The following is a 23,587-nucleotide window of genomic DNA, read 5'->3' as shown; positions in this document are numbered from 1 at the left end:
TCAACCATATGGTCGCGCCCTGGGAATCGGGCGTATGCGAATCGAGTACGACCGCGACACCTGCATCGGCATGTTTCAATGTGTGGCCGAGTGGGAGGGCTTCGAGCGCGACGAGGACGCCGGCAAGGCGGTGCTGGTCGATGGTGAGGAGGACGAACCGGAAGAATTCGTCCGCGAGGTGTCCGCCGACGCGGAGTTGGACGCCAAGTTCGCCGTCCGCGCCTGCCCCGTCGACGCCATCACGATATACGACGACGGCGAGCAGATAATCCCGTAATCAGGCCAACGAGCCGAGCACGGCGATATCGTAGGAACCGACGTCGCTCGGCTTTTCGAGCACGATGACGTCGAAACTCCACGTCCCGCCGGCCGCGAGGTCGTGCGTGCTGTCGAGGTAGCGCCCGAGCTGCTCGCCGTCGGCATTGGAGACGCGCGTGCGGACCTCGACCAGTTCGAGGCGTTGCTGACCGGTGTTCTCGACGGTGCCCTGAATCACGACGCCGCGGTAGTCCTCGTAGACGACGAGTTCGTGGCTCCGCAGCGCGAGGGCATCGAGCGGGACGGCGTAGTCGTGTCCTTCGAGTTCGGCACGCGCCGCCGCAGCGGCCGCCGCGCTGGCGTTCGAGTCGTTGGCCGCGGGTAAATCGACCGTCTCGCCGGCCTCGTACTCGGCGGTGTCGCTACGACCCCCACAGCCGGCGAGGACGCCCCCGACGCCGGTACCGACCAGCGCGAGGAAGCGACGCCGGCCCAGCGAACACGTGGGTACGTCGGGGTCGTTCATCGGTCGTCGTCCACCCCGAGGTCGAGAGAGCGCTGTGAGTCACGGAGGACGAACGGACCGATGGCGAGCGTTCGCTGGGCTATCGTCCCGAGACGGACGATGTACGCCACGAGCACGAAGAACGGGGCCGAAGCGATGGCGGCGGCCGCGCTGACGACGAAGACGACGTTCCCGACGCCGAGTGTCGAACCGACGAACGAGTTCGGGTTCAGATAGAGCAGCCCCATGATGGAGACGGCGAGGGCGGGCACGCCGGTATAGAGCATGTCCCGCGAGAGGTCGACCAGTTCGCGCCGGAAGTACAGCGTCTTGAAGTGCTCGCGTGCCGGGCCGAAGAGGAAGAGGACGTCGAGCAGGTCGTCGAAGGCGTCGTGGCCGTCCGCGTCGAGCGAGTCCGCATAGGCCGACCGGACCCGTCGCGTCGCGTAGATGTTCCACGAGTAATCGTAGTTCAGGATGATGCCGATGACGTCGAAATCGCCGAAATCGGCGTCGGCGAGCCGGTCGCTGATGGTGGCCGCGTGGTCGCCCAGCCGCCCGGTGAGGGCGGTCACGCTCTCGCGCAGCGCCTCGTTTTCGGTGTCGTCAACAGCCGCTTCGAGCGCCGACGCGCGCGCTTCGCTCAGTTGCATGAACGTCCGCATGAACGAAGCGGGGTCGGCCGGCGCGACCGAGCCGGTCAGTTCCTCGATGTCCTGACGGAAATCGACCGCACCCGCCATTCGGTCGCGCTGCTCGCCCAACGGCCCCAGCTCGCGCGAGAGGACGAGCTGGTTGAGCGTGACCACGAGCGTGATGCCGGTCACGAGCGACATGACGAACGACTGGAACAGCCGCTCGACGTGCGTTCCCTGTCGGATGAGCACCCGCAACGAGATCGTGTTGACCGCGCCGGCGACGACGAGCACGACGAACAGCCCACCGGTCAGCAGCGCGGCGATGGCGGCGCGGTTGGCCGTGAGCAACAGCCACGACCGCAGCCGACCGTTGCCCGTATTCGCGCCGGAACCACTCATATGCGCCGGGAGTTCCGTAGCCGACAAAAGTCCTCGGGCTGCGTGGAGCCGGCAGGCTCTTTCCGGTCGCTTTCGCAGACTAGCCATGAACGTTCGGACAGTGCGGTCGTACTACCGGACCATCGACGGAAAACGCTACGAGGACCTCCGGGACCTCCTCGCGCCGGAGTTCGTCCACGAGCGCCCCGACCGAACGTTCGAGGGACGGGAGACCTTCGTTGCGTTCATGCGCGACGAGCGCCCGCGAACCGAGACGGGCCACGAACTCGACAGGGTGTACGACGACGGCGACGAAATCGCCGTCCGCGGCCGCCTGCTGGATGGCGACGAACGCCTGTTCGGGTTCGTCGACGTTCATACCGTCGAGAATGGCTCGATAGCCCGTCTCAGGACCTACACCGACTGACTATTCCTTGCGACCCGCGCCGACCGCGCTCTCGCCGACCGGGTCGTGGCCCTCGATGAGTTCTTGGCCGCCCATGTACGGTCGGAGTGCTTCGGGAATGTCGACCGTGCCATCCGGGTTCTGGTAGTATTCGAGGATGGCGACCATCACGCGCGGGAGTGCGACGCCCGAGGCGTTGAGGGTGTGAAGATATTCGGCGGACTCGTGGCGTTCCGGGCGGTAGCGCAGGCCGGCCCGGCGGGCCTGAAACGCCTCGAAATTGGATGCCGAGGAGACTTCGAGCCACCGCCCGCCCTGCGCCGGACCCTCGGGCATATCGTCGGCGGGAGCCCAGACTTCGAGGTCGACCTGTTTTGCGGCTTTGAACCCGATGTCGCCGGTACAGATTTCGAGTACACGATACGGCAGGCCCAACCGACGAAGCGTCTCCTCTGCCTCCTCCAGCAGCCCATCGAGTCGCTCGTAGCTCTCTTCGGGTTCGACGAAGTTCACCATCTCGACCTTGTTGAACTGGTGGACGCGGACGATACCGCGGGTTTCGGTGCCGTGTTCGCCCGCCTCGCGCCGGAAGTTCGGCGTGTAGGCCTGATGCTTGAGCGGGAGGTCCTCTCGAAGCAAGATGTCGTCGGCGTACATGTTCGTCACCGGAACCTCCGCGGTCGGGCAGAGCCAGAGGTCCTCGCCGTCGAGTTTGTAGGCGTCGTCGGCGAATTTGGGTAATTGGCCCGTGCCGGTCATCGATTCGGAGTTCACCGGAACCGGCGGGAACACGTCGTGATAACCCTGTTCGCGGTGGAGGTCGAGCATGAACTGGGTCAGTGCGTGTTCGAGCCGCGCGCCGTCGCCCTTCAGGAAGTAGAACCCAGCGCCAGTGGTCTTCGCACCGCGTGCCTCATCGATGAGTTCCAGTCGCTCGCCGAGCTCGTAGTGGGGAGTTACCGTTTCGGGCATCTCGCGGCGGGCCGAAAATCCCTCGCGGCGGACCTCGACGTTGTCCGATTCGTCCTCGCCTTCGGGCACGCTCTCGTGGGGAACCTGGGGGATTTCGAGGAGAGCTTCGTTCAGCCGGGTTTCGAGGTCGTCGGCGCGCTCCTCGACGTCGGCGATGTCCCCTTTGAGGTCCTGCGAGCGTTCGATGGCCTCGTTGGCTTCGGTCTCTTCGCCGGCCTGTTTGAGTTCGCCGATGCGACTGGAGACCTCGTTGCGCTCGTGGCGGAGTTCGTCGCCGCGGTTCTTCGCTTCGCGCCACCGTTCGTCGATATCGAGCACTCGGTCGAGGTCCACGTCGGCCCCGCGGGCGTCGAGGGCCGCGCGCACCTCGTCGGTGTGCTCGCGGAGGTACTGTCTGTCGAGCATTTCCCGGCGATTGACGGCCATCAGTCAAAATCCTATTGTTCGACGGGAGGTTTTTCACGGCGCTCGACGTGGCGAGAGGTATGGCAATCGGTGACGTCTTCGCAGTCGATGGCTGTCCGGACCTCCACTACGTCGATACCGGAATGTACGACACACCCGAGTACGGTGCGGTCTACATCCTCAACGCCGACGAACCTGCACTTATCGATACCGGCATCGGTACTCGGTACGAGAACATCCTCGACGCGCTCGCCGAGGTCGGCATCGCCCGCGACGAACTGGCGTACATCCTCCCCACCCACGTCCACCTCGACCACGCGGGCGGAGCGGGCTATCTCGCCGACGCCTGTCCGAACGCCACAGTCATGACCCACGACATCGGCGTCCCCCACCTCGTCGACCCCGAACGGCTGGTCGCGGGCACCAAGGCGGCCGTCGAGAGCCAATGGGAGTTCTACGCCGAGCCGAAGCCCGTCCCCGAAGAGCGCATCGAAGGGGTGAGCGACGGCGACGCAATCGACTGCGGCAATCACATCCTCGACGTCCACCACGCACCGGGCCACGCCCCCCATCAGGTGATGTTCCACGACCGCACAAACGACGCCCTGTTCACTGCCGACGCGGCGGGCATCTGGGTGCCGGAAATCGAGACGATTCGCCAGACCTCGCCGCCCTCAAACTTCGACCTCGAAGCCTGCCTCGACGACATCGAGACGATTCGGGACATCAGTCCGGATGTGCTCTGTTTCGGCCACTTCGGTCCCCGGGAGTACGACGACGCGCTGATGGATGAGTACGCACGGGTGCTTGAGGAGTGGGTCGACGACATCGAGGAGCAACGCGCCGAACTCGACGATGATGAAGCGGTCATCGAGCACTTCGTCGAGCGGAGCGAGATGGCCGATACGTGGTCCGAGCGCAAGGCCAGCGCCGAGGAGCGTCTGAACGTCCGGGGCGTGCTCGCATATCTCGACCAGCGGTAGATTTGCCGAATTTATCCCCGTCCTGTCTCTGGAATTCGCTGATTTAATCCGATTCGAAAATACGCTCATTCATTCCGGATGCCTCATCTACCGCTTTGGCTACGTCGTCGGATACCTCGGGGTGCGATGTCGCTCCCATGAGCATGAGCACTGCTGCCCCCTCTTCGTCCTCGCTGCTGACCTCGACTTCCGACATCGTTTCGTGTGTCTCGTGGTCAGCCAGTAGCACGAAATTTTCATCGGTCTCGAATTTCGATGTGCGTAATTCGTAGCCACTACGACGGCTCACGAAGCGTCTCGTTCGTTCATCCTCGTCTTCTAGGTCCCAGTCGCCGACGAGCGAGTTCACATCTATCATCGAATGCTCTATCAACAACGGTATTGTGTGACATCGAAACGCTTTCGCTCACTCGATCTGTTTTTCTGGCAGCAATGTCCCGATGGCAGGAGGTCGTCCGCCGAGAACTCGCTCGATACGAGACACAGACGGGCTACGATGTGGCCGAGCTGAGTGAGTTGTACGAGCAGTCCCTGCCGACACTCCGTGAGGAATTTCCGGACAACCAGCATTTGAAGGCGAAACTCAGGCAGATACTCCAGCAACTGCGCGACCGCGACGAATTGAAGTTTCTCGGAAGCGGTGTGTATCGAATCGAGGCACTCGATATGGACACCGAAACCACTGCCGAGGCAGCCGAGGGCGAATCGACGGTGGAGTACACGGCCGAGACCTACGAAACGACAGTTGCTGCGCGCTCGTTGCCGGCAGCGTTCAGAATCGGGATTCTCGACCGATACGACCATACCTGTCCGGTCTCCGGCGTGGACCACGACCGCCTGCTCGACGTGGCGCACGTGCTTCCGTGGAGCGATTTTCCGGAGTATCGAACCGAGCCGGCGAACGTGTTGTGCCTGAGCAAGACCCACCACGCGGCGTTCGATGCAGGGCTATTTACACTCGATGAGTCGTGTCGGCTCCGAGTCAGCCCGGAGTTCGAGACCGACAGCGACCTGCTTCGGCGGACGCTGCTCGACCGCGCTGGCGAACGTATCGAGCTACCCATCGATTCCGCAGCTATGGGTGGTCGTCTGCGGGAACACAATACCCGTCATTTGGATTGGTGGGAACGGTGAGACCGCTTCCTTCCTCGACACTGGAGAAGGAATAAATACGCTTGAGTTCGCGCCCACACACCACGCATTCGCCGTGGAGTTCGACGTAGTCCGTGCGCCAGTGGCCGATAAACTCGAAATCGTCGCCGCCGTAGGTGACGGTTTCGGTGTCGAGACAGTCCTGCGGACGTTCGTGGTCGTTCATCGATACGATCACGATTCCGGCCAGCCGTCTTGAGCGTTGGGTGTGTTCGCCGAAAAGGTCAGACAACTTCGAAACCGGATGGCCGATGTTTATTACCGAGCCAGCCGGTGATGGGGCATGGACTGGCAGGAGGCGGAGGCGAACTTCGAGAGCGAGGTGCTCGGCGAGCGAACGCTGTCACGGATGTTCGCACAGAGCGCCACACGCCACGACGAGCAAATCGCCCAGCAGTACAAAGGCGGCGTCTACGACCGCTCGCTGGCCGGCCCCGTCGTTCCGCACGCACCCGACGGCGACTTTGCGAGTCTGACCTACCGCCAGATGCACCGAGTGGTCAAGCGGCTCGCGGCGGGCTTTCGCTCCCTCGGCGTCGGGGCGGGCGACCGAATCGGCCTCTTTGCGAACACGCGCATGGAGTGGGCACAGACCGACTTCGCCGTGCTCGCCGCCGGTGGGGTCACCACCACGGTGTACACGAGTTCCTCGCCCGACCAAGTCGAGTATCTCCTGGATGACCCCGGCGCGACGGGCGTCGTTGTGGAAAACCAGGAGTTGCTCGAAGAAGTGCTCGATGTCGAGGAGGAACTCGACCTCGACTTCATCGTCTCGATGGACGACATCGAGGGATACGGTGACCGCGAGGACGTGCTCACGCTCGCACAGGTCCACGAGCGCGGCGTCGGCGCGTTCGACCAGGACGAATACGAAGGCTGGCTCGACGCGTGCAACCCCGAGGACCTCGCCAGCCTCGTCTACACCTCCGGGACGACCGGCCAGCCGAAGGGCGTCAGACTCACCCATCGGAACTTCAAGGCGAACGTCGACCAGGTCTATCGCCGGTTCGGGCCACGGGAGGACAAGGGCGACCTCCCGACCATCGGTCCCGACGCCACCACGCTCTCCTTTCTCCCGCTGGCACACGTCTTCGAGCGGCTCGCCGGTCATTTCATGATGTTCGCCGCCGGGGCGACCGTTGCCTACGCCGAGAGTCCCGACACGCTCCAAGAAGATTTCCCGCTCGTGCATCCCTCGACGGGCACGAGCGTGCCCCGCGTCTACGAGAAGCTCTATGACTCCATCCGCGAGCAGGCCGCCGAATCCACAGTCAGAGAGCGCATCTTCGAGTGGGCCGTCGATATCGGACAGGAGTATCAAGAACAGGATTCGCCAAGTCTCTCCCTGCGGGCCAAACGCGCACTCGCCGACAGGCTGGTCTTCGAGCAGGTCCGGGAGGGTGTCGGGGGCAACATCGAGTTCTTCATCAGCGGCGGCGGTAGCCTCTCGCCCGAACTGGGCCGGCTGTTCGACGGAATGGGCCTGCCCATCCTGGAGGGATACGGACTCACCGAGACCGCACCCGTCGTCTCGGTGAATCCACCCGAAGCGCCCGAAATCGGCACCATCGGTCCGCCCGTCTTCGACGAGGAGGTGAAAGTGGATTCGACGGTCGTCCCCGATGACTTCGACGCCGACGGCGAGGTCGGCGAACTCCTCGTGCGCGGTCCGAACGTCACCGATGGCTACTGGGAGAACCCCGAAGCGACCGAGGACAGCTTTGATGGCGGGTGGTTCAGAACCGGTGACGTGGTCGAACTCCGGCCCGATGGGTATATCGCCTTCCGGGAGCGCTCGAAACAACTACTGGTGCTCTCGACGGGCAAGAACGTCGCGCCCGGACCCATCGAGGACGCCTTCGCCCAGCGGCAACTGGTCGAGCAGTGCATGGTCCTCGGTGACGGCGAGAAGTTCGTGAGCGCGCTCGTCGTCCCGAACGTCGAGCGCGTCCGCGAGTGGGCCGACGGGGAGGGTATCGACCTACCCGACGATACAGAAGAATTATGTCATGACGGGCGCGCGCAGGCCCGCATCGGCGATGTCGTCGAGGAAGTCAACCAGAGCTTCGAGTCCCACGAGCGAATCAAAACGTTCGCGCTCGTGCCCGAGGAGTTCACCGAGGACAACGACCTCCTGACGCCGACGATGAAGAAAAAGCGCCGAAACATCAGAGAGCACTACGACGAGGCAATCGACGCGCTGTATGCCGACTGAGACGTCCACGCGCCATCGGCGGGAAGTGAACGCGCTTATATGGTCCGGTTGCTTACCAGTTCGCATATGGAGGGTCGAGAGTGGCATCTGGCGGTGCAGGGCTGATAGCGCTCGTCGCGGGCATCATGGCGCTCGGGGTCGTCTCACAGATCCTCGGCGACCGCTTTCGCGTGCCGAGCATCATCTTTCTGCTGACGACGGGGCTGGTGCTCGGGCCGTTATCGGGACTGGTACTCCCCTCGCGGGTCATCAGTGCCGACACCTTCGGGGGCGCGCTGCCGGCCATCGTCGGGCTCGCGGTCGCCATCATCGTCTTCGAGGGGGCCTTCCACCTCCGCATCGAGGACCTCCGCCAGACCTCCTCGGCGACGATACGGCTCGCCACCGTCGGCGCGGCCATCTCGCTGGTCGGCACAGCACTCGTCGTCCACTACGCGCTCGCCGCCCCGTGGGACGTCTCCTTCCTCGTCGGCGCGCTGCTGGTGGCGACCGGTCCGACGGTCATCACACCGATTTTAGAGGTCGTACCGGTGCGCGACCGCGTGGCGACCACGCTCGAAACCGAGGGCATCGTCAACGACGTCACCGCTGCCATCCTCGCGGTCGTCGTCTTCGAGGTCGTCTTCGAGGCCTCGGCCGGAATCGCCGCCGTCCTCGTCGTCTTCGCCATCAAGCTCGGCGTCGGCATCGTCGTCGGCACGCTGGTCGCCGGCGCGCTCTGGTATCTCATCCGCTATGTGGACCTCTCGCCGGGCAACGCACCCCGTAACGCCCGTCTGCTGGTGCTCGCCGGCGCACTGGTGGCGTATGGAGTAGCGAACGTCTGGACCTCCGAGGCCGGCATCGCGGCGGTCGCCACCGCCGGTCTCATCGTCGGCAACCTCGACATCCCCTACGAGGCCGACATCACCGACTTCAAAGGCGACATCACGCTCATCGTGCTCTCGTTCGTGTTCATCGCACTCGCCGCCCTGCTCAACTTCGAGGACCTCCCCATTGGTCTCGGCGGACTGGCGGTCGTGGTCGTCGTGATGGTCGTGCTCCGGCCACTGATCGTCTTCGTCTCGACCGCCGGCGACCGCTTCACCCGCGAGGAGCAGTTGTTCATGAGCGCCATCGGCCCGCGGGGCATCATCCCGGCCTCCGTGGCGACGCTGTTTGCGGTGCGCCTCCAGGCCGAGGGGATGGGTGCGGCCGCCGAAACGCTCGTCGGCACCGTCTTCTTGGTCATCTTCGCCACCGTGTTGGTCGAGGGCGGGTTAGCCAGATACATTGCGGAGTACCTCGACGTGATTCCCATGCGCGCCATCATCGTCGGCGGCGGCAAAGTGGGGAGAGACCTCGCCACGCGGCTCGACGCCCGCGGCGAGAACGTCGTCATCATCGAACACGACGAGGAAATCGTCGAGACCGCCCGGCAGGATGGGTTTTCGGTCCACATCGGCGACGGAACCGACCGCAACGTGTTGCAGGCCGCCGGTGCCGAAAAGGCATCGACGGTCGTGGCGACCACCGGCGACGACGACGTGAATTTGCTTGTGGCCCAGCTCGCGGCCACCAGTTTCGACACCGAGCAGGTCATCGCGCGGGTCAACCAGCCCGAAAACGAGGACGCCTTCGCCGAACTCGACGTCGAGACAATCTCCTCGACCATCGCCACCTCGTGGGCCATCGACAACCGCATCGAACGGCCAGCGCTCTGGAACTGGATGACCGAACTCGGCCGGTCGGGCGACGTCCAGGAGTTCGAGGTCACCGCCGAAGACGTCGCCGGCAAGACCATCGCCGACCTCGCAAGCGCCATCCCGGAGGGCTGTCTCATCGCACTCGTCAGCCGCGACGGCGAGAACATGGTGCCCGACGGCGACTTCGAACTCCAGCACGGCGACCGCATCACGCTCGTCGGGCTGAACGAATCCGTCCAGAACGCCCTCGAACGGTTCCACCCCGCGGACTAAACACGAGCTTTTGCTACGCTCAGTCGCTCCCGATGGTCGCTTCCTTCGCTCGCAAAAGCTCGGCCAAAAGCCTCGTCACCTCCTTCGGAGGTTCCTCGGCCCGCTCACTCCCTGTGGTCGTTCGCGGTGTGACGCTGTGCCTTCCGCGAACCTCCGCAACCGCACAGCACCGCCGAAGCCCTCGCGCCCTACGGACCCTCACCCTTCATCCACCAGGACCGCACCACCACTGCCGCCGCGCCACCGCGGCAACCACAAACCGCACCGGGCGGCGCGCGGCACTCACCCCATTCCGCGACCGACCCCACATTTTTGCCGCGCCGCGCCCTCGGTTTCGTGTGAAACAATCGCAAGACACCGTTGGCGGTGGTCGTCCGTGACCGAGGCCAGAGACCTCTTCGAAGTCGCGGTGTTGCCGGTGGCGAGCGCCACCGACGCCCAAACCACCTGTGCTGGCGCGGCGGCCCACCTCCGTCGAGCGGGCGGTCGCGCTGTCGTCGTCCACGTCATCGAGGGGTCGCCACCGACTGACGAAGACGAGCACACCGAGGACGCAGAAGAAACGTTCGCGGCCGCTCGCGAGGCGTTCGGTGCCGCCGATATCGATATCGAGACGCGCCTCGAATACGGTGAGGACATCCCCGAAACGGTCTTCGCGGTGGCCGACGAGGTCGATGCGAGCGCCATCGCGTTCACCCCACGCGCCGGCGGCCGCTGGGTCAAGCTCCTCTCGGGCGACCTGACGAGCGTCCTCGTCAGCGACAGCGACCGCCCGGTCGTGGTGCTACCGGACAGACACGAGTAGCGCCAAAATAGTCTGAAACAGCCGAGTTACGGCTGCGAGAACTCGATGGCCGCGCCCTGCCCGAAGCCGACACACTCGGTGGCGAGCCCGCGCTCGACTCCTCGCTTTTGCATCTCGTGGATGAGCGTCACCGGCAGGCGCGCACCGGAGGCTCCGAGCGGGTGGCCGATGGCGATTGCACCGCCGTTGACGTTGAATATCTCGTCGTCGATGCCGAGTTCGCGCTGGCAGTAGAGGGTTTGAGAGGCGAATGCCTCGTTGAGTTCCACCAGACCGTACTCGTCGATATCCCGACCCGTGCGTTCGAGCAGCCCTTCGGTAGCGGGCACGGGACCGATACCCATGACCTCGGGTTCGACGCCCGCGACGTTGTTGCTTCCGACTTCGGCGAGCACCTCCAGACCGTGGTCGTCGGCGAACCCGCGGCTCGTGATGAGCGTCGCGGAAGCGCCGTCCGAGACCTGTGAAGCGTTTCCGGGCGTCACGGTTCCGTCGGATTTGAACACCGTGGGGAGTTCGGCAAGCTTTTCGGCCGTGGTTCCGGGTCTGAGTCCCTCGTCGGTGTCGATGGTCTCCTCGCCGTTGTCGATGGGGACGATCTCGTCGTCGAAGCGTCCCTCCTCGGTGGCCTCGACCGCGCGCTGCTGCGAGCGGGCGGCGTACTCGTCCTGTTCTTCCCGACTGACGTCGTAGCGTTCGGCGACCTCCTCGGCGGTCATCCCCATCTGGAGCTGGGCCACATTATGATTCTCGTTCAGTCGGGGATGGACGTTCTGGGAGTTCTGGCCCATCTTCACCCGGCTCATGTTCTCGACACCGCCGGCGATAACCGCATCGCGCTGGCCAGCCCGGACGGCATCGGACGCCGAGATGATGGCTTGGGCCGAGGAGGCACACCAGCGGTTGATGGTGGTTGCGGGCACCGTCTCGCCCAAATCCGACAGCAGCGAGATGACGCGCGAGACGTTGTTGCCCTGCTCGCCGCGCTGCTGGGCGCAGCCCCACATCAGGTCGTCGATGTCCTCGCCCCCGAGACCTGTTTCGGCGAGGATTTCGTTGATGAGTGGTATCGAGAGGTCCTCGCTGCGGACCTCCGAGAAGACGCCGTCCTCCTTGCCCTGCGGGGTGCGGTACGCCGCCGCGACGACCGGGGTCGTATCGACCATGCGCGCCGTGGGTCCCGTATCGGGTTAAACCCACGCAAACCCGTGGTTCTTTCATCGAGGTTTCCATCCGGGCGAGTTCGACGGTCTTATTCGTCCGGACGGCCTACACAGGCGGGAATGAGCAGTCCGGAACTGGACGTCGTCGAATTCCTGCTCACGACACACGTCTACAACGATGACCGTGAGCGCGACGCCGACGACCTGCCGCCACGCTACCGCCGCGCGTTCTGGTCCGAGGAGGGTATCGAACGACCGCTTGCCGCCACCGAGACCACAGCACAGGAGGCCACCGGCGTGGCCGACCCCTGGAGCGCCGTCTCGGGGTTGATGTTCACCGACCACGACGACTTCGCGGGGTCGCTGTCGCTCACCGAACCCGAAATGGCGAAAGAATGGTTCGAAGAGCGTGCCGACGCCGAGCGAATCGGCGAGAACCCGACGCTCGCGGCCGCCCTCGACGACGCCGACTACGAGCGCGCCCGCGAGGCAAACAGGCCCGTGCGGGCCGACCGAGTGTGGATCGATAGCCTGCTCGACGAATACTTCGACGGCGAGGAGGACGAGGAGATGCTGGACCTCGTGGACGTGCGCGCGCCCGAGGAGGTCGAGATGACCCTCGACGACCTCGTCCTGACTGCGGACCAGGAAAACGAGATCGTGAAGATAATGAAGGCCATCGAGCATCGGGAGTACCTCGCCACCATCGGTCTGCGCGAGATCGGCAAACTCCTCTACGTCGGTCCGCCCGGAACAGGGAAAACGACCACGGCCAGAGCACTCGCCCACGAACTCGACCTGCCGTTCGTGGAGGTCAAACTCTCGATGGTCACGAGTCAGTATCTCGGCGAGACAGCGAAAAACGTCGAGAAGACCTTCGAGGTGGCAAAGCGGCTCTCACCATGTATCCTGTTCATCGACGAGTTCGACTTCGTCGCCAAGACCCGTAATTCGGACGAGCACGTCGCCCTGAAGCGGGCGGTGAACACCCTGTTGAAGTCCATCGACGAGGTGAGCCTCATCGACGATGAGGTGCTCCTCATCGGTGCGACCAACCACCCCGACCAGCTCGATGCGGCCGCATGGCGCAGGTTCGACGAGATCGTCAACTTCCCGAAACCCGACTCGCTGATGCGGGCTGACATCCTCCGCATCGTCACCCGGAACATGGACATCGAGAACTTCGACCCCGAGGCGCTGGCCGCCGACACCGAAGGACTCACCGGCAGCGACCTCCGGCTGGTGCTCCGCGAGGCCGTCCTCGACGCGCTGACCGAGGAGCGCACCACCCTGACACAGGCAGACCTCGAAGCCGCGGTCCGTGACTTCGAGGAGCGCGATAGTTTGAAGGACCTCGACATGATCGAGGGCGACCACGACGCCCTCGTGGCGGGCGGCGACATCAGCGCCGATGGTGGAAGTTCGGAAAGCCACGACCACGGCGACCACGCACACGACCACTGAGCGGGATGGAGGTCACGCTACTGGGTACCGGCGATACGACCGGCACACCAACGGTAGGCTGTGGCTGTGACACCTGCACGGCGGCCCGGGAGAAGGATATCGAGCGCAGTCGGTTTTCCGTCCACGTGCGAAACGAAAAGAGTGGAAAATCGCTGCTCGTCGACGTGAGTCCCGACTTCCGCCAGCAGTTCCTCGGCCGTGACGTTTCGCTCCCGGACGCGGCGCTCGTCACGCACATCCACTTCGACCACCTCGACGGGCTGGGCAACGCCTTTCGGCTCTTCTCGGAGTTGCCCGTCTTCGCCGCGAGCGAGACCGACTCCAAAACCGGTGAGAGTGTCGCCGACACGGTGAGCCGAAAGTACGACTACCTCGATGCGCTCTCGGTGCGGCCTCGCGCGCCGCTCGAACCCTTCGAGGTATGTGGCTTTTCGGTGACGCTCGTTCCAGTACCGCATCCGCCGCTCGTGTGTTATGGCGTCGTCATCGAGGGCGAGGACGCGAAACTCTCCATCACCGGCGACACGAACTACGCGATTCCCGACGAATCGCGCGAGAAACTGGCCGACCCGGACCTCCTGCTCGCCGACGCCATCGCCCCGGCGAAATTCTGCGAACAGCACCCGCTCGGTGGCGACCACCACGACTCACGGGGCGTGCCACGCACGTTCGGCACGAAACACATGACCCGCGAGGGTGCGCTCTCGTTGGCCGACGAACTCGATGCTACCGAGACGCGGCTGGTCCACGTCTCGCATTTCTTTCCGGCCGAGGAGGCCTTCGCGGAACCGCTCGCGGTCGATGGCGAACGCTACGTTCTCTGATTACTGCGCCGATGAACTCGACGCATGATTCAGGAATCGCACCGCAATCGCACCGAGGGCGATGTCGAGCGCGATGAGGACGGCAAAGGACGGAATCAGCGTGTTCCAGATGCCGCCGAAGGCCGTCACGTCGATGACGGTCAAGACGTCGCGGCCGAGCATCAGCGCGCGGGCGGCATCGACGCCGTAGGTGACGGGATTGAACGCCGCCACCACCTGCACCCACCGCGGCAGGACGGAGACGGGCAGAAACGAACTCGACACGAATAACAGTGGGAACACGAGGAGGTTTGCGACGATGATGGTCGATTCCTGGTCTTCGGTGACGAGTGCGACGATGTTCGAGAAAGCGGTGAACCAGACCGCGAAGACGATGGCGATGAGGACGATGCCGAGCGCGCCCGAGAGTCCCGTTTCGATGTAGGTACCGACCTCGCCACCGGTATCGAACCAGAGCAGGACGTAGCCGAGCGCGAGGATGATGACCGTCTGGATGACGATGCGGACGATCTCCGAGAGCGCCTTGCCGAGGAACATCGCGGTGCGGTTGATGGGCGAGACGAGCACCTTCTCGAACATGCCGTTCTCCATGTCATCGACCAGTCCGATGCCGGAGCCGGCGGCGGCGACGAGCGCCGACTGGATGATGATGGCGGGCGTGAGATAGGTCACGTACGAGATGTCCGGCCCGAGCGCTTGACTGAGCGTGCCGCCGACTGCGCCGCCGAAGATTTCGGTAAAGAGGACGAGGAAGATGACCGGCTGGACGAGCGAGCCGACGACGACGAACGGGTTGCGGGTGGTCTTGATGAGCCAGCGCTTGAGGTTTATCCAGACATCAGTGAGAAAGCCGTTGCTATTGCCGGCCTCGACGGTGCTCATTGGGTCACCTCCGGCGCGGCCGACTGCGTGGACGCCGCGACGGATTCGTCGTCCTCGCCTGCTGGCTCACCGGTGATGGCGAGGAATACGTCGTCGAGGGTCGGCGAGCGCACGTCGAAACCCGTGACGGTGAAGCCGTCGTCGCGAAGCGCCACCAGCAGGTCGGTGCCGCGGCTGCGGGCGTGCTCGGAGGTGACGCTGATGCCGTCGTCGGTGGTCTCGACCGTGCCGTCCGCGAACAGTCCCGACTCGCGGGCGACCGCCGTCGCACGTGCGCGCCGTTTTTCGCTCGCGTCCTCGATGGTGATGGCGAGCACGTCGCCGCCGACTTCGGATTTCAGGGTATCCGGTGCGTCCGTGGCGACGATCTTCCCATCTTGGATCACCGAGAGCCGGTCACAGAGTTCGTCGGCCTCCTCCAGATACTGGGTCGTGAGGAACACCGTCGTACCTTGCTCGTTGATGTCACGGAAATACTCCCAGAGGCGGATGCGGGCCTTCGGGTCCAGACCCGTCGTGGGTTCGTCGAGAAAGACCAAGGGTGGTTCGTGGACCAGCGCGGTCGCCACGTCGAGGCGCTTTTTCATCCCGCCGGAGAACTCCGTCGCCTCCTTGTCGGCGACGTCGGCGAGGTCGACGAGGTCGAGCAGTTCGTCGATACGCTCGTTGCGCTCGCTTCGTGGCACGCCGTAGGCCTCACAGGCGAAGCGGATGTTCTCGCGGGCGGTGAGTTCCTCGTCGACGCTGGTCTCTTGGGCCATGTAGCCGATGGTCTCCCGGACGGATTGGGCCTCCTCGATGACGTCGAACCCGTTGACCGTCACCGTCCCGGCGGTCGGGTGCAACAGCGTGGTGAGGGTCTTGATGGCGGTCGTCTTGCCCGCGCCGTTCGGCCCGAGAAAGCCGAAGAACTCGCCTTCTGGGATCGCGAGGTCGATGCCACGCACCGCCTCGGTCCCGTCGGAATACGTGAGTTCGACACCCGTGGCTTCGATGGCGTTCATTGCACGTCGAAAGCGTCGAACCGTCTTAAGACTCCGGGCTCGGGTTCGTTATCCCGTGTACTGGTGGTACTCCATGCCCGGACTCTTGAGTTCGTTGTGTTTGCGTTCGAGATACGAGTAGACCGAGCCGTGGGGCGCACCGTCGAGAATCATCTCGACGGCGTTTCTGACGACCTCGACCTCCTCCGGGGTACCGATAGCGCCCACGGTCGTGCCGTAGATGACGACCGACGCGCCCGAGAGTTCGGCCATCAACTCGCGCGTGCGGCCGTCCTTGCCGATGAGACGGCCCTTCTTCCGGGTGAGGTCGGTCTCGTTGCGCGTGGCCGCTTCGATGTCGATGAGGTCGAGCAGCATCAGCTCGTCGTCGAGCAGCGTCAGTGCGTCCTCGGGGGCGAACCCGCGACCGATGGCCCGCACGATATCGGGACCTTTCAACCCTTGGACCGGGTCCTCGACCGACTCGATGCCGACCGACCCGGTCTCGGAGTCGATGTCGAGACGAACGCCCGCTCGGTCCTCGATATCGCGCATCGTCGCGCCGCCCTCGCCGATGAGGACGCCGATGCGGTCCTGCGGAATCGTCACGTGTCGCATGTCCGTCCTACGAAACCCGGCGATTTCAACTCTTCGCACCCTCCGCCGTCCGCGCCAGCGAGTCAGACCTCCCGATAGTAGACGTACTCGACGAGCGTCTGCGAGCCGACCTCCCGCTCGCGCTCGCTGGTGCGCTCGAACCCGCGCGATTCGTAGAAGGAGACACCCGTCGAGTTCTCGGCGAGTACCTCGACACGCAGCCGCCGGATGCCGCGGTCGGAAAGGCGGTCGAGGACGCCGTCGAGCAACGCGGTGCCGAGCCCGTCGTTCCAGCGGTCTGGGTCGACGTAGATGGCATACAACTGTGCCTCCTCGTTGGCGGTCGGCGCGGCGCTCGCGTAGCCCGCTATCCCGTCGGTTTCGGCGACGAGATAGACGTTCTCGGGTGCGGTGATCGGCTTTTCGAGCGTCTCGGCCGCGTACCAGTCCTCCAGGATGGTCTCGATGGCCGTCTCGGTCAGGAACTCACTGTACGTTTCGGTCCAGCCGCTGCGCGCGACGCGCTGAATCCCCGGGATGTCCTCGACGGTCGCCTCCCTCACTGTGGTTTCCATACCGTGTGAACGCTGTCCGTGGTAATCAGTCTTCGCGCGCGGCCGTCACCTCGGCGAGCAGCCGCTCGCCGTCGACATCGAGACCCTGCCGGGTGAAGAAGTTCGCCACGTTCTCGCAGTCGCGTTCGAGGAACTCACGACTGTTGGGGTGATGGACCGTCACCGCCTGTCCGAGGTCGATGACCCACAGCTGTGAGTCGTGGACGAGAACGTTGTACTCCGAGAGGTCGCCGTGGACCAGCCCTGCGCGATGGAGCCGGCGCATGTATTCGCGAACGACCTCGTAGGCCGTTTCGGGGTTTTCGAGGTGGACCTCGCCGAGACGTTTGGCGCGCTCGCCATCGGTTCCCAGAAACTCCATCACGAGGGCGTTGCGCTCGACGGCGAGCGGTTCCGGGACTCGCAGCCCTGCCCGCTTCGCCCGCTTGAGGTTGGCGAACTCCTTTTTCGTCCACGCGAGCACGACCTTCTTTTTCTTGTTGCCGATGTCATCGAAGCGCGGGTCGCCCTCCAGATACTGACGCATCTGAGTGAAATCGCTCGCGTTGATGCGGTAGATCTTCACTGCGACGTCGCGCTCGCCAGCGCTTGCGAGGAAGACGTGGGCTTCCTTTCCAGTCGATATCGGCCCGCCGAGCGCGTCGATGTGGTCGTGCTGGACGAGCGTGTAGAGCGCGCCGAGGGTCGCCTCGTCGAAGACACCACCTTCGACCTTGAACTGGTCGGCGTCCTTGATGCGTTCTCTGAACTTCGCAAACTCCCGGTCCTGTGTGCGGGCGGTGCGGTCGACCTCGGTATCCGAAACGTCGAGCGCCTCCCACTCGTCGCCCGGTGCATCAGTTGCTTCCTCGTCGAGCAGACCGTACTCGTCGGTCACGCGATATCGGCCCCCGCTCTACACGAAGTAGTCACGGCACGATTCCAGCAAACCGTACACGAGAGTGCGCAGAGCGCACTGGACGGATGAAAGCGTTCCACGCTAGTCGGTGATATGCCCCTCCTCGCGCAGTCGGTCGGCGTCCCCCTTGTCGTAGCGCCACTCGACGTCGGCCTTCTCGTCCTGCCAGTCCCACGGGTCGACGAGCACGACATCGCCCTCACGAATCCAGACGCGCTTTTGCATCCGCCCCGGAATCCGGGCGGTGCGGTCGGTGCCGTCCATACACCGTACCTGCACCCTGTTGGCCCCGAGCATGCCCGTGACGACGGCGAACAGCTCGCCCTCGTCGGGCATTCGGAGGCCCTTTTGACTCTCACCGTCGCTCATGGCACCTCTTCGACAGCGAGCGGTTTAAGTCTTCCAGCGGGTCACGACTCCATGATGAGTCCGTAGAGCAGGCCGACGAGTGCGCCATAGAGTACCCACGCGAGAAAGCCCACGGGTTGGAGGTTCGGAATCGCCACCGCCTCGACGCCGATGACGAACGCGAGCCAGAGCGGAATGAACAGTACGTAGACGACGAGCCAGATGGCGATTCCATAGATGATTCCGAGCGCGTTCGTCGTCACGGTGAGCGCCGAGCGCTGGAGCAGCGGGACGAGAATCTCCTTGAGCACCTCGTTGCGCTGTGAGAGGGAGATGACGCGATTGACGAAGGAGTTGATGGAACGGGAGACGAAGCGGACGAACAAGAGAGTGAACAGCGTGCTCAGGACGAACAGCACCGCCCAGCTGACGTTGTACTCGGGCCGGGCGACGAGCGCGCCGAACTGGAGGACACCACCACGACCGAGACCCGCCTGCAGGACGATACCGACGAGGATCGCGCCGACGAAACTCCCCGCAATCACCGCCAGTATCCCGTCGCCGCTCATGCGCGCTTGCGAACCGGTATCGGTCGCCATGATATGTCCTCGCTGGCGTCGAGGAAAAGCGTTCCTCCGCGGGTGACGGGTCGTTTTTATGCCGCCCCGTTTTCGACTCGTCGCCGAATCCATCGCGCCGAATCACAGAGCGGGATAACCGCGAAACCGGCCCAAACCGGGCTATGATATGCTGTACCAATGATTTAAGGGGCTGCCACGGGATGGGACGACGATGCGCGCCGTAGTCTTTCAGGGACCGGAAGAGCCGATGGCAATAGAGGACATCGACCGTCCCGAACCCGATGCGGACGGTATCGTCGTCGAGACCGAGGCCTGCGGGGTCTGTCGGTCGGACTGGCACGCCTGGAAGGGCGACTGGGATTGGATCGGGCTGATGATGCGGCCCGGGCTGGTCTTCGGCCACGAACCCGCCGGCACAGTGGTCGAGGTCGGCGAGGACGTCGAACGGATTCGGGAGGGTGACCGGGTGACGAACCCGTTCAACATGAGCGACGGCACCTGCATCCATTGTCGAGCCGGGCGGGCGAACATCTGCGAGCGCTCGGTGCCGATGGGCTTTCTCGACTTCCAGCAGGGGGCCTACGCCGAGGAGTACCCCGTTCGTGTCGCCGACCAGAACGCCATCAAACTTCCCGATGGCGTCGATTCGGTCGATGTCGCCGGACTCGGCTGTCGGTTCGCCACCGCGTTCCACGGGGTGGCCCATCAGGTCGATATCGACCCCGGCGACTGGGTCGCAGTGCACGGCTGTGGCGGCGTCGGTCTCTCCGCAATCCACGTCGCCGACGCGCTCGGCGCGAACGTCATCGGTGTCGACCTCAATCAGGCAGCGCTCGACAAGGCCGAAGACCTCGGCGCGGACGAAACGGTGAGAGCCGACGAGGTCAAGGACGTCCCCCAACAGGTCAAGGGGTTTACCGAATCGAGTCGCGGCGTCGGGGTGAGCGTCGATGCCTTGGGTATCGCCGAGACCTGTCGAAACTCGGTCAACAGCCTGATGGCGGGCGGCCAACACCTCCAGATCGGGCTGACGACCTCGGAGGAAGGTGGTGAAGTCTCGCTTCCCGTGGACACGATGGTGCAGGACGAGCGCGAGTTCTACGGCTCGTACGGCATGCCGCCCCACGAGTACGACGAGATGTTCCGGATGATGGACCGTGGAAAGCTCGACCCCGGACAGATCGTCACCGAAACCATCTCACTCGAAGACGTCCCCGACAAAGTCGCTGCCTTCGGCGACTACGACAACGTCGGAATCCCCGTTTGTAACGAGTTTTGAACCGGGCTTCGGGAGGAGTCGGCCAACCATCCGCCGCAAGTCATCGTTTTTAAACCGCCGACGAGGGATGGACGAGTATGCTCGACACACTCGGACTCGCCGGTATCGTCGGTGTCCTCTGCTGTCTCGGGGGGTTGGCCGTCATCGCGTACGTCGCGCCGGTCGTCGCCGGCGGGCTGGCGCTCGTGCTCGTCGGTCTCGCGCTCGTGGTGCGCGGCCTGCTCTCGGGAGTGCTCTCGGCGTTCGGGATGGACGGGATGCTCTAGTCGCTCTCGCCGCGGTCTTCTCGCGGGACGCGAGACGGCTACGCCGTCTCGTCCGAGGCGGTGGAACCGCCTCGCCGCCCGCTCGAACTACCCGAGGTGCTCCGCACCTCGCTGTCCGCCCGGTGTTCGCTGATGAGTTTATCGACCATCTCCCCAGTTTGGGATTTCCGGCGCTGTTCGGCACGCTCGCGCCAGCCCTCGATGGCCGTCTCGACCTCGTTTTCGCGCGCGACCGCGAGGTCGTCGAGTTCCTCGATGGTCACGTCCTCGGCCGGGGCGGTCGGGATTTCGTGCTCGAACAGTATCTCGCGGGCGACCTCCGAGAGACCGCCCGCCTTGAGCACGAGACGCGGCTCGCGCTCGGCGAGGGTTTCGGCGGTCGAGCGCCCCGCCCCGCTCGCATCGCGCAGATAGACGACGTCGCCGGGCGCGAGTTCCCAGCGCTCGTCGGCCGCCCGGAGCGCGCTCGTGGTGAACTTTGCCACTGGTTTGACGGGCACGAGACCCTGTCTCTTCTCGGCGACGTCGGCGAAGTTCGAGTGGTCGAGCCGCCAGAGTTCCTTCAACCGACTGAGTTTCGCCTCGACCTGTTCGGTTTCCTCGTGCTGGGCGTCGAGCTTTCGTTCCAGCTGTTCGTTTTCGCGCTCTAACCGATTGACCTCCCGACGTTCTCTGGCCTCGCGTCGCTCCTTGCGTTTGGCATCGGATAGCTCGCGTTCGTACTCGGCAATCGTTTCGTCCTTTTCCTCGATGGTCGCTTCGAGGTCCTCGACGTGTGCATCGAGGCGTTCGACGCGCGATTCGAGGTGTTTGATGCGCTTTTCCTCGGCGGTGAGTTCGCGCGGTTCGTGGGTCTCCTCGCTCTCGTCGCTGCCGTCGTCGTCCGCGAGATCGTCGAGGACCGCCTCGACCGATTCCTCGCCGGCGACCACGCGGGCGATGACGGCACCGGTCTCGATGCGTGGCGGCACCTTCTCCCCGATGCGCTCGACGGTGTCGGCGTAGTCGTCGAAAGCGTGGAGGGCGGCCGCCAGCGCGTCGCGCTCGTGGTCGTTGTCGTAGCCTTCCTCACGGGTGCGGTGTTGTTTCTCGTCGACGGGCAGGTCGCGCTCCGGTACCCAGCCCGCCGCCGAGAAACTCCGACGCATCTTTTCGACTGTGGAGGGCACCGGCTCGACGTCGGCGGCGACCACCACGGGCCGACCGCGCTCGATTATCCATTCGATGATATCGGCAGTATCGGCGGTTCTGGTGCTCAGTACGTCGAGCACCTGCCCGTCGAGGCCGACGATGGCGACGGCAGTCGTCGTCCCGGGGTCGATGCCGACGAGCACATGGTCGCGGCGTTTCGCGAGCGGGCGGAACTCGATGCCGTCGCGCCTGACGCGCTCGATTTCGACTCTGGTGTCGCCCGAGCGGTTCGCCGACACCGGAAGGGCGGATGGACGCGCCTCGACGGTGAAGACGGCGTTCGCGTAGCCGCCGTACTTCTCGGTCTCGTCCATTTCGTAGTCGAGTCCAGCGTCGTCGAGCGCGGATTCGACCTCGCGGGCGCGGCGCTTCACCGAGCCGTGAATCCGGCGAGTATACCTGTCCTCGGACCAGCCACCTTTGCCCGTCGACCGCCCGCGGGCGACCTTCACCTCGGTGGTGTCGGTGAACGCCGAAACTTCGCAGCCCACGTTCGCGGCGGCGAGACGGGCGGCGGCCTCGGCCTCCTTCATCGGCTTTTTGCCGTAGGGAACGCCATGACGGGAGGCCACCCGCGAGAGGGGTTCGGGCTGCTGGTCGCCGGTGACCTGCACCAGTTTGGTCTCGTCGGGCAGGCTCCCCAGAAGACGGACGAGCGCGTCCTTGTCGGCGGCGAGTTCGTAGACGTTGTCGGTGGCGACGATGGCTGGCTCCTCGCGGTCGATGAGCCGCCGGAGTTTGCGGTGCGAGACCACGTCGCGGTCGAACTGCTCGCCGTCGAACGCCACGACGGCGTAGGAGGGCGCATCGCCACGGACGTCCCCGCTCTGGACGTCGACGCCGAACACCACCGCATCGAGCGCGCTGATGCGACTGCTCACGCCAGCGGTAGGGAGGCTGTCGGCATAAATCCACGGCGGAAAACATGATGATTGTCTTACATTCGAAGAGAGTTTGCTGAGACGAGCCACAGATATATGATTGCGCTATTCCTTCGCCTGATATGGAGACCAAGCGTATCTTTGAAGTCATGGATAATATGAATGATTCGTACCTATTGCCATCGATTCAGCGAGAATTTGTTTGGGATACCAATGATATTATCGATCTATTTGATTCTCTGCTTCGAAACTATCCAATCGGCGCACTTCTACAATGGAACCTTTCTGCGGATGATGCTGCTGTGCAACCAATGTATCAGTTCGTGACCCACTATATCAGTGAGGCTAACTTCCCTCAGTCACTAACAACACCGACGTATCGAAACCCGCCATACGATTCTGAGAATCCTCTCCCTTCTCCTATCAAATTGGTTTTGGATGGGCAACAGCGATTGACGGCGCTCAATATTGGACTCCAAGGTTCATTCTACGAGCGGAAACATAATCATCCAAGCAACAAAGCGAGTTCGTGGGACCAGAAACGCCTGTATTTGAATATCCTTTCAGATCCCCGATCTGCTGACTCCGAACTCGGCAACAAATATGACTTCTCATTTCGGCCCGAGCAATCAAGGACCGTAGATACGTACTGGTATCCTGTACAGCGTATTATGAGTATCCGCAGCAACGATGATCTCTACTCTGAACGCCAGAAAATCAAAGATGAGGTACGAGGATTGATGTCGGACGCAGATGATGTAGACAATCCAGACACACGAATTCTAAATGTCGAACGCAATCTCGAAGACCTTCACCGTGCTGTCCACAAAGACCAGAAGCTCCACTTTTTCACCGAAGGGCGGTGGTGCAGAAGTCTTCACAAGGAATACGGTAGGACGGATTTGATGTGTCCAGCAAGTCCGTCCTACCGGATAATGCGACGGTCGAACAGGTTTTCAAAGCATTGGAGACCGAGACGG

At 63.8% G+C, this 23,587-nt stretch carries 26 protein-coding genes; 12 read left to right on the top strand and 14 right to left on the bottom strand.

Features of this window, described 5'->3' with window-relative positions:
• Window positions 1-34: 34 nt before the first annotated feature.
• Window positions 35-277 carry a ferredoxin gene (locus tag ACQUQO_RS08980; RefSeq protein ID WP_435077646.1) on the top strand — a complete coding sequence of 81 codons (243 nt, stop codon included), beginning with the start codon at window positions 35-37 and terminating at the stop codon, window positions 275-277.
• Here ACQUQO_RS08980 and ACQUQO_RS08975 read toward each other — a convergent pair whose 3' ends face one another.
• Entirely contained in the window at window positions 278-784 is a 507-nt protein-coding gene (locus tag ACQUQO_RS08975; RefSeq protein ID WP_435077645.1) for an FxLYD domain-containing protein, read from the bottom strand.
• The gene (locus tag ACQUQO_RS08970) at window positions 781-1,800 is read right to left on the bottom strand and encodes a hypothetical protein (protein WP_435077644.1); all 1,020 of its coding nucleotides are present in this window, start codon (window positions 1,798-1,800) and stop codon (window positions 781-783) included. Before ACQUQO_RS08970 ends, ACQUQO_RS08975 begins: the two co-directional genes overlap by 4 nt.
• 85 nt (window positions 1,801-1,885) lie before the next feature.
• Between ACQUQO_RS08970 and ACQUQO_RS08965 the strand changes: the two genes are divergently transcribed.
• Window positions 1,886-2,206: a nuclear transport factor 2 family protein gene (locus tag ACQUQO_RS08965; RefSeq protein WP_435077642.1), complete on the top strand. Its 321-nt coding sequence runs from the start codon at window positions 1,886-1,888 to the stop codon at window positions 2,204-2,206.
• Here the strand turns inward: ACQUQO_RS08965 and serS are convergent, their stop codons facing one another.
• Window positions 2,207-3,562, bottom strand: coding sequence for a serine--tRNA ligase (serS, locus tag ACQUQO_RS08960; RefSeq protein WP_435077641.1), 1,356 nt, complete (start codon window positions 3,560-3,562; stop codon window positions 2,207-2,209).
• A gap of 80 nt (window positions 3,563-3,642) precedes the next feature.
• On the opposite strand from serS, the gene ACQUQO_RS08955 reads away from it, so the two are divergent.
• A complete protein-coding gene (locus ACQUQO_RS08955) occupies window positions 3,643-4,545 on the top strand; it encodes an MBL fold metallo-hydrolase (protein WP_435077640.1) in 903 nt (300 codons plus the stop codon).
• A 43-nt stretch (window positions 4,546-4,588) separates the two neighbouring features.
• Here the strand turns inward: ACQUQO_RS08955 and ACQUQO_RS08950 are convergent, their stop codons facing one another.
• Window positions 4,589-4,894, bottom strand: a complete 306-nt coding sequence (locus tag ACQUQO_RS08950) for a hypothetical protein (RefSeq protein ID WP_435077639.1) — start codon at window positions 4,892-4,894, stop codon at window positions 4,589-4,591.
• An 83-nt stretch (window positions 4,895-4,977) separates the two neighbouring features.
• Here ACQUQO_RS08950 and ACQUQO_RS08945 point away from each other — a divergent pair, with 83 nt between their 5' ends.
• Window positions 4,978-5,679, top strand: coding sequence for an HNH endonuclease (locus ACQUQO_RS08945; protein WP_435077638.1), 702 nt, complete (start codon window positions 4,978-4,980; stop codon window positions 5,677-5,679).
• On the opposite strand, the gene ACQUQO_RS08940 is transcribed toward ACQUQO_RS08945, so the two are convergent.
• On the bottom strand, window positions 5,621-5,863 hold the full coding sequence (locus ACQUQO_RS08940; protein ID WP_435077637.1) for a hypothetical protein: 243 nt from the start codon (window positions 5,861-5,863) through the stop codon (window positions 5,621-5,623). The two genes, ACQUQO_RS08945 and ACQUQO_RS08940, sit on opposite strands and share 59 nt — an antisense overlap.
• 117 nt (window positions 5,864-5,980) lie before the next feature.
• On the opposite strand from ACQUQO_RS08940, the gene ACQUQO_RS08935 reads away from it, so the two are divergent.
• From ACQUQO_RS08935 to ACQUQO_RS08925, 3 genes are all read left to right on the top strand, one after another.
• On the top strand, window positions 5,981-7,912 hold the full coding sequence (locus ACQUQO_RS08935) for an AMP-dependent synthetase/ligase (protein ID WP_435077636.1): 1,932 nt from the start codon (window positions 5,981-5,983) through the stop codon (window positions 7,910-7,912).
• Window positions 7,913-7,992: 80 nt separating this feature from the next.
• The gene (locus ACQUQO_RS08930) at window positions 7,993-9,870 is read left to right on the top strand and encodes a cation:proton antiporter domain-containing protein (protein WP_435077635.1); all 1,878 of its coding nucleotides are present in this window, start codon (window positions 7,993-7,995) and stop codon (window positions 9,868-9,870) included.
• A gap of 376 nt (window positions 9,871-10,246) precedes the next feature.
• Window positions 10,247-10,675 carry a universal stress protein gene (locus ACQUQO_RS08925; protein ID WP_435077634.1) on the top strand — a complete coding sequence of 143 codons (429 nt, stop codon included), beginning with the start codon at window positions 10,247-10,249 and terminating at the stop codon, window positions 10,673-10,675.
• Between the two features lie 26 nt (window positions 10,676-10,701).
• On the opposite strand, the gene ACQUQO_RS08920 is transcribed toward ACQUQO_RS08925, so the two are convergent.
• Complete coding sequence (locus ACQUQO_RS08920) at window positions 10,702-11,841, bottom strand: thiolase family protein (RefSeq protein WP_435077633.1); 1,140 nt, start codon at window positions 11,839-11,841, stop codon at window positions 10,702-10,704.
• A 117-nt stretch (window positions 11,842-11,958) separates the two neighbouring features.
• On the opposite strand from ACQUQO_RS08920, the gene ACQUQO_RS08915 reads away from it, so the two are divergent.
• Window positions 11,959-13,302 carry an ATP-binding protein gene (locus ACQUQO_RS08915; RefSeq protein WP_435077632.1) on the top strand — a complete coding sequence of 448 codons (1,344 nt, stop codon included), beginning with the start codon at window positions 11,959-11,961 and terminating at the stop codon, window positions 13,300-13,302.
• A gap of 5 nt (window positions 13,303-13,307) precedes the next feature.
• Entirely contained in the window at window positions 13,308-14,126 is an 819-nt protein-coding gene (locus tag ACQUQO_RS08910; RefSeq protein WP_435077631.1) for an MBL fold metallo-hydrolase, read from the top strand.
• Here the strand turns inward: ACQUQO_RS08910 and ACQUQO_RS08905 are convergent, their stop codons facing one another.
• The 7 genes from ACQUQO_RS08905 to ACQUQO_RS08875 all read right to left on the bottom strand — a co-directional run bounded on the left by ACQUQO_RS08905 (window position 14,127) and on the right by ACQUQO_RS08875 (window position 19,008).
• A complete protein-coding gene (locus ACQUQO_RS08905) occupies window positions 14,127-15,008 on the bottom strand; it encodes an ABC transporter permease (RefSeq protein WP_435077630.1) in 882 nt (293 codons plus the stop codon).
• Window positions 15,005-16,012, bottom strand: coding sequence for an ATP-binding cassette domain-containing protein (locus tag ACQUQO_RS08900; protein WP_435077629.1), 1,008 nt, complete (start codon window positions 16,010-16,012; stop codon window positions 15,005-15,007). The genes ACQUQO_RS08905 and ACQUQO_RS08900 overlap by 4 nt, the downstream gene beginning before the upstream one ends.
• A gap of 48 nt (window positions 16,013-16,060) precedes the next feature.
• A complete protein-coding gene (locus ACQUQO_RS08895; RefSeq protein ID WP_435077628.1) occupies window positions 16,061-16,609 on the bottom strand; it encodes a KH domain-containing protein in 549 nt (182 codons plus the stop codon).
• A gap of 62 nt (window positions 16,610-16,671) precedes the next feature.
• Window positions 16,672-17,163, bottom strand: a complete 492-nt coding sequence (locus ACQUQO_RS08890) for a GNAT family N-acetyltransferase (RefSeq protein WP_435077627.1) — start codon at window positions 17,161-17,163, stop codon at window positions 16,672-16,674.
• Window positions 17,164-17,188: 25 nt separating this feature from the next.
• Entirely contained in the window at window positions 17,189-18,040 is an 852-nt protein-coding gene (gene rio1 / locus ACQUQO_RS08885; RefSeq protein WP_435077626.1) for a serine/threonine-protein kinase Rio1, read from the bottom strand.
• Between the two features lie 102 nt (window positions 18,041-18,142).
• Window positions 18,143-18,430 carry a translation initiation factor eIF-1A gene (gene eif1A, locus ACQUQO_RS08880; protein ID WP_435077625.1) on the bottom strand — a complete coding sequence of 96 codons (288 nt, stop codon included), beginning with the start codon at window positions 18,428-18,430 and terminating at the stop codon, window positions 18,143-18,145.
• A gap of 41 nt (window positions 18,431-18,471) precedes the next feature.
• The gene (locus ACQUQO_RS08875) at window positions 18,472-19,008 is read right to left on the bottom strand and encodes a hypothetical protein (RefSeq protein WP_435077624.1); all 537 of its coding nucleotides are present in this window, start codon (window positions 19,006-19,008) and stop codon (window positions 18,472-18,474) included.
• A gap of 193 nt (window positions 19,009-19,201) precedes the next feature.
• On the opposite strand from ACQUQO_RS08875, the gene ACQUQO_RS08870 reads away from it, so the two are divergent.
• Window positions 19,202-20,269, top strand: a complete 1,068-nt coding sequence (locus ACQUQO_RS08870) for a zinc-dependent alcohol dehydrogenase family protein (RefSeq protein WP_435077623.1) — start codon at window positions 19,202-19,204, stop codon at window positions 20,267-20,269.
• A gap of 77 nt (window positions 20,270-20,346) precedes the next feature.
• The gene (locus ACQUQO_RS08865; RefSeq protein ID WP_435077622.1) at window positions 20,347-20,535 is read left to right on the top strand and encodes a DUF7470 family protein; all 189 of its coding nucleotides are present in this window, start codon (window positions 20,347-20,349) and stop codon (window positions 20,533-20,535) included.
• Between the two features lie 38 nt (window positions 20,536-20,573).
• Here the strand turns inward: ACQUQO_RS08865 and ACQUQO_RS08860 are convergent, their stop codons facing one another.
• Window positions 20,574-22,607, bottom strand: coding sequence for a DUF460 domain-containing protein (locus ACQUQO_RS08860; protein WP_435077621.1), 2,034 nt, complete (start codon window positions 22,605-22,607; stop codon window positions 20,574-20,576).
• A 122-nt stretch (window positions 22,608-22,729) separates the two neighbouring features.
• On the opposite strand from ACQUQO_RS08860, the gene ACQUQO_RS08855 reads away from it, so the two are divergent.
• Window positions 22,730-23,587 (top strand): DUF262 domain-containing protein (locus ACQUQO_RS08855; RefSeq protein ID WP_435077620.1); only part of this gene is annotated, 858 nt, incomplete at its 3' end.

The organism is Halococcus sp. AFM35, from assembly GCF_051195015.1.
Lineage (GTDB): Archaea > Halobacteriota > Halobacteria > Halobacteriales > Halococcaceae > Halococcus.
Note: the sequence above shows the minus strand (reverse complement) of the source record. Positions and strands in the feature narration are given on the sequence as shown.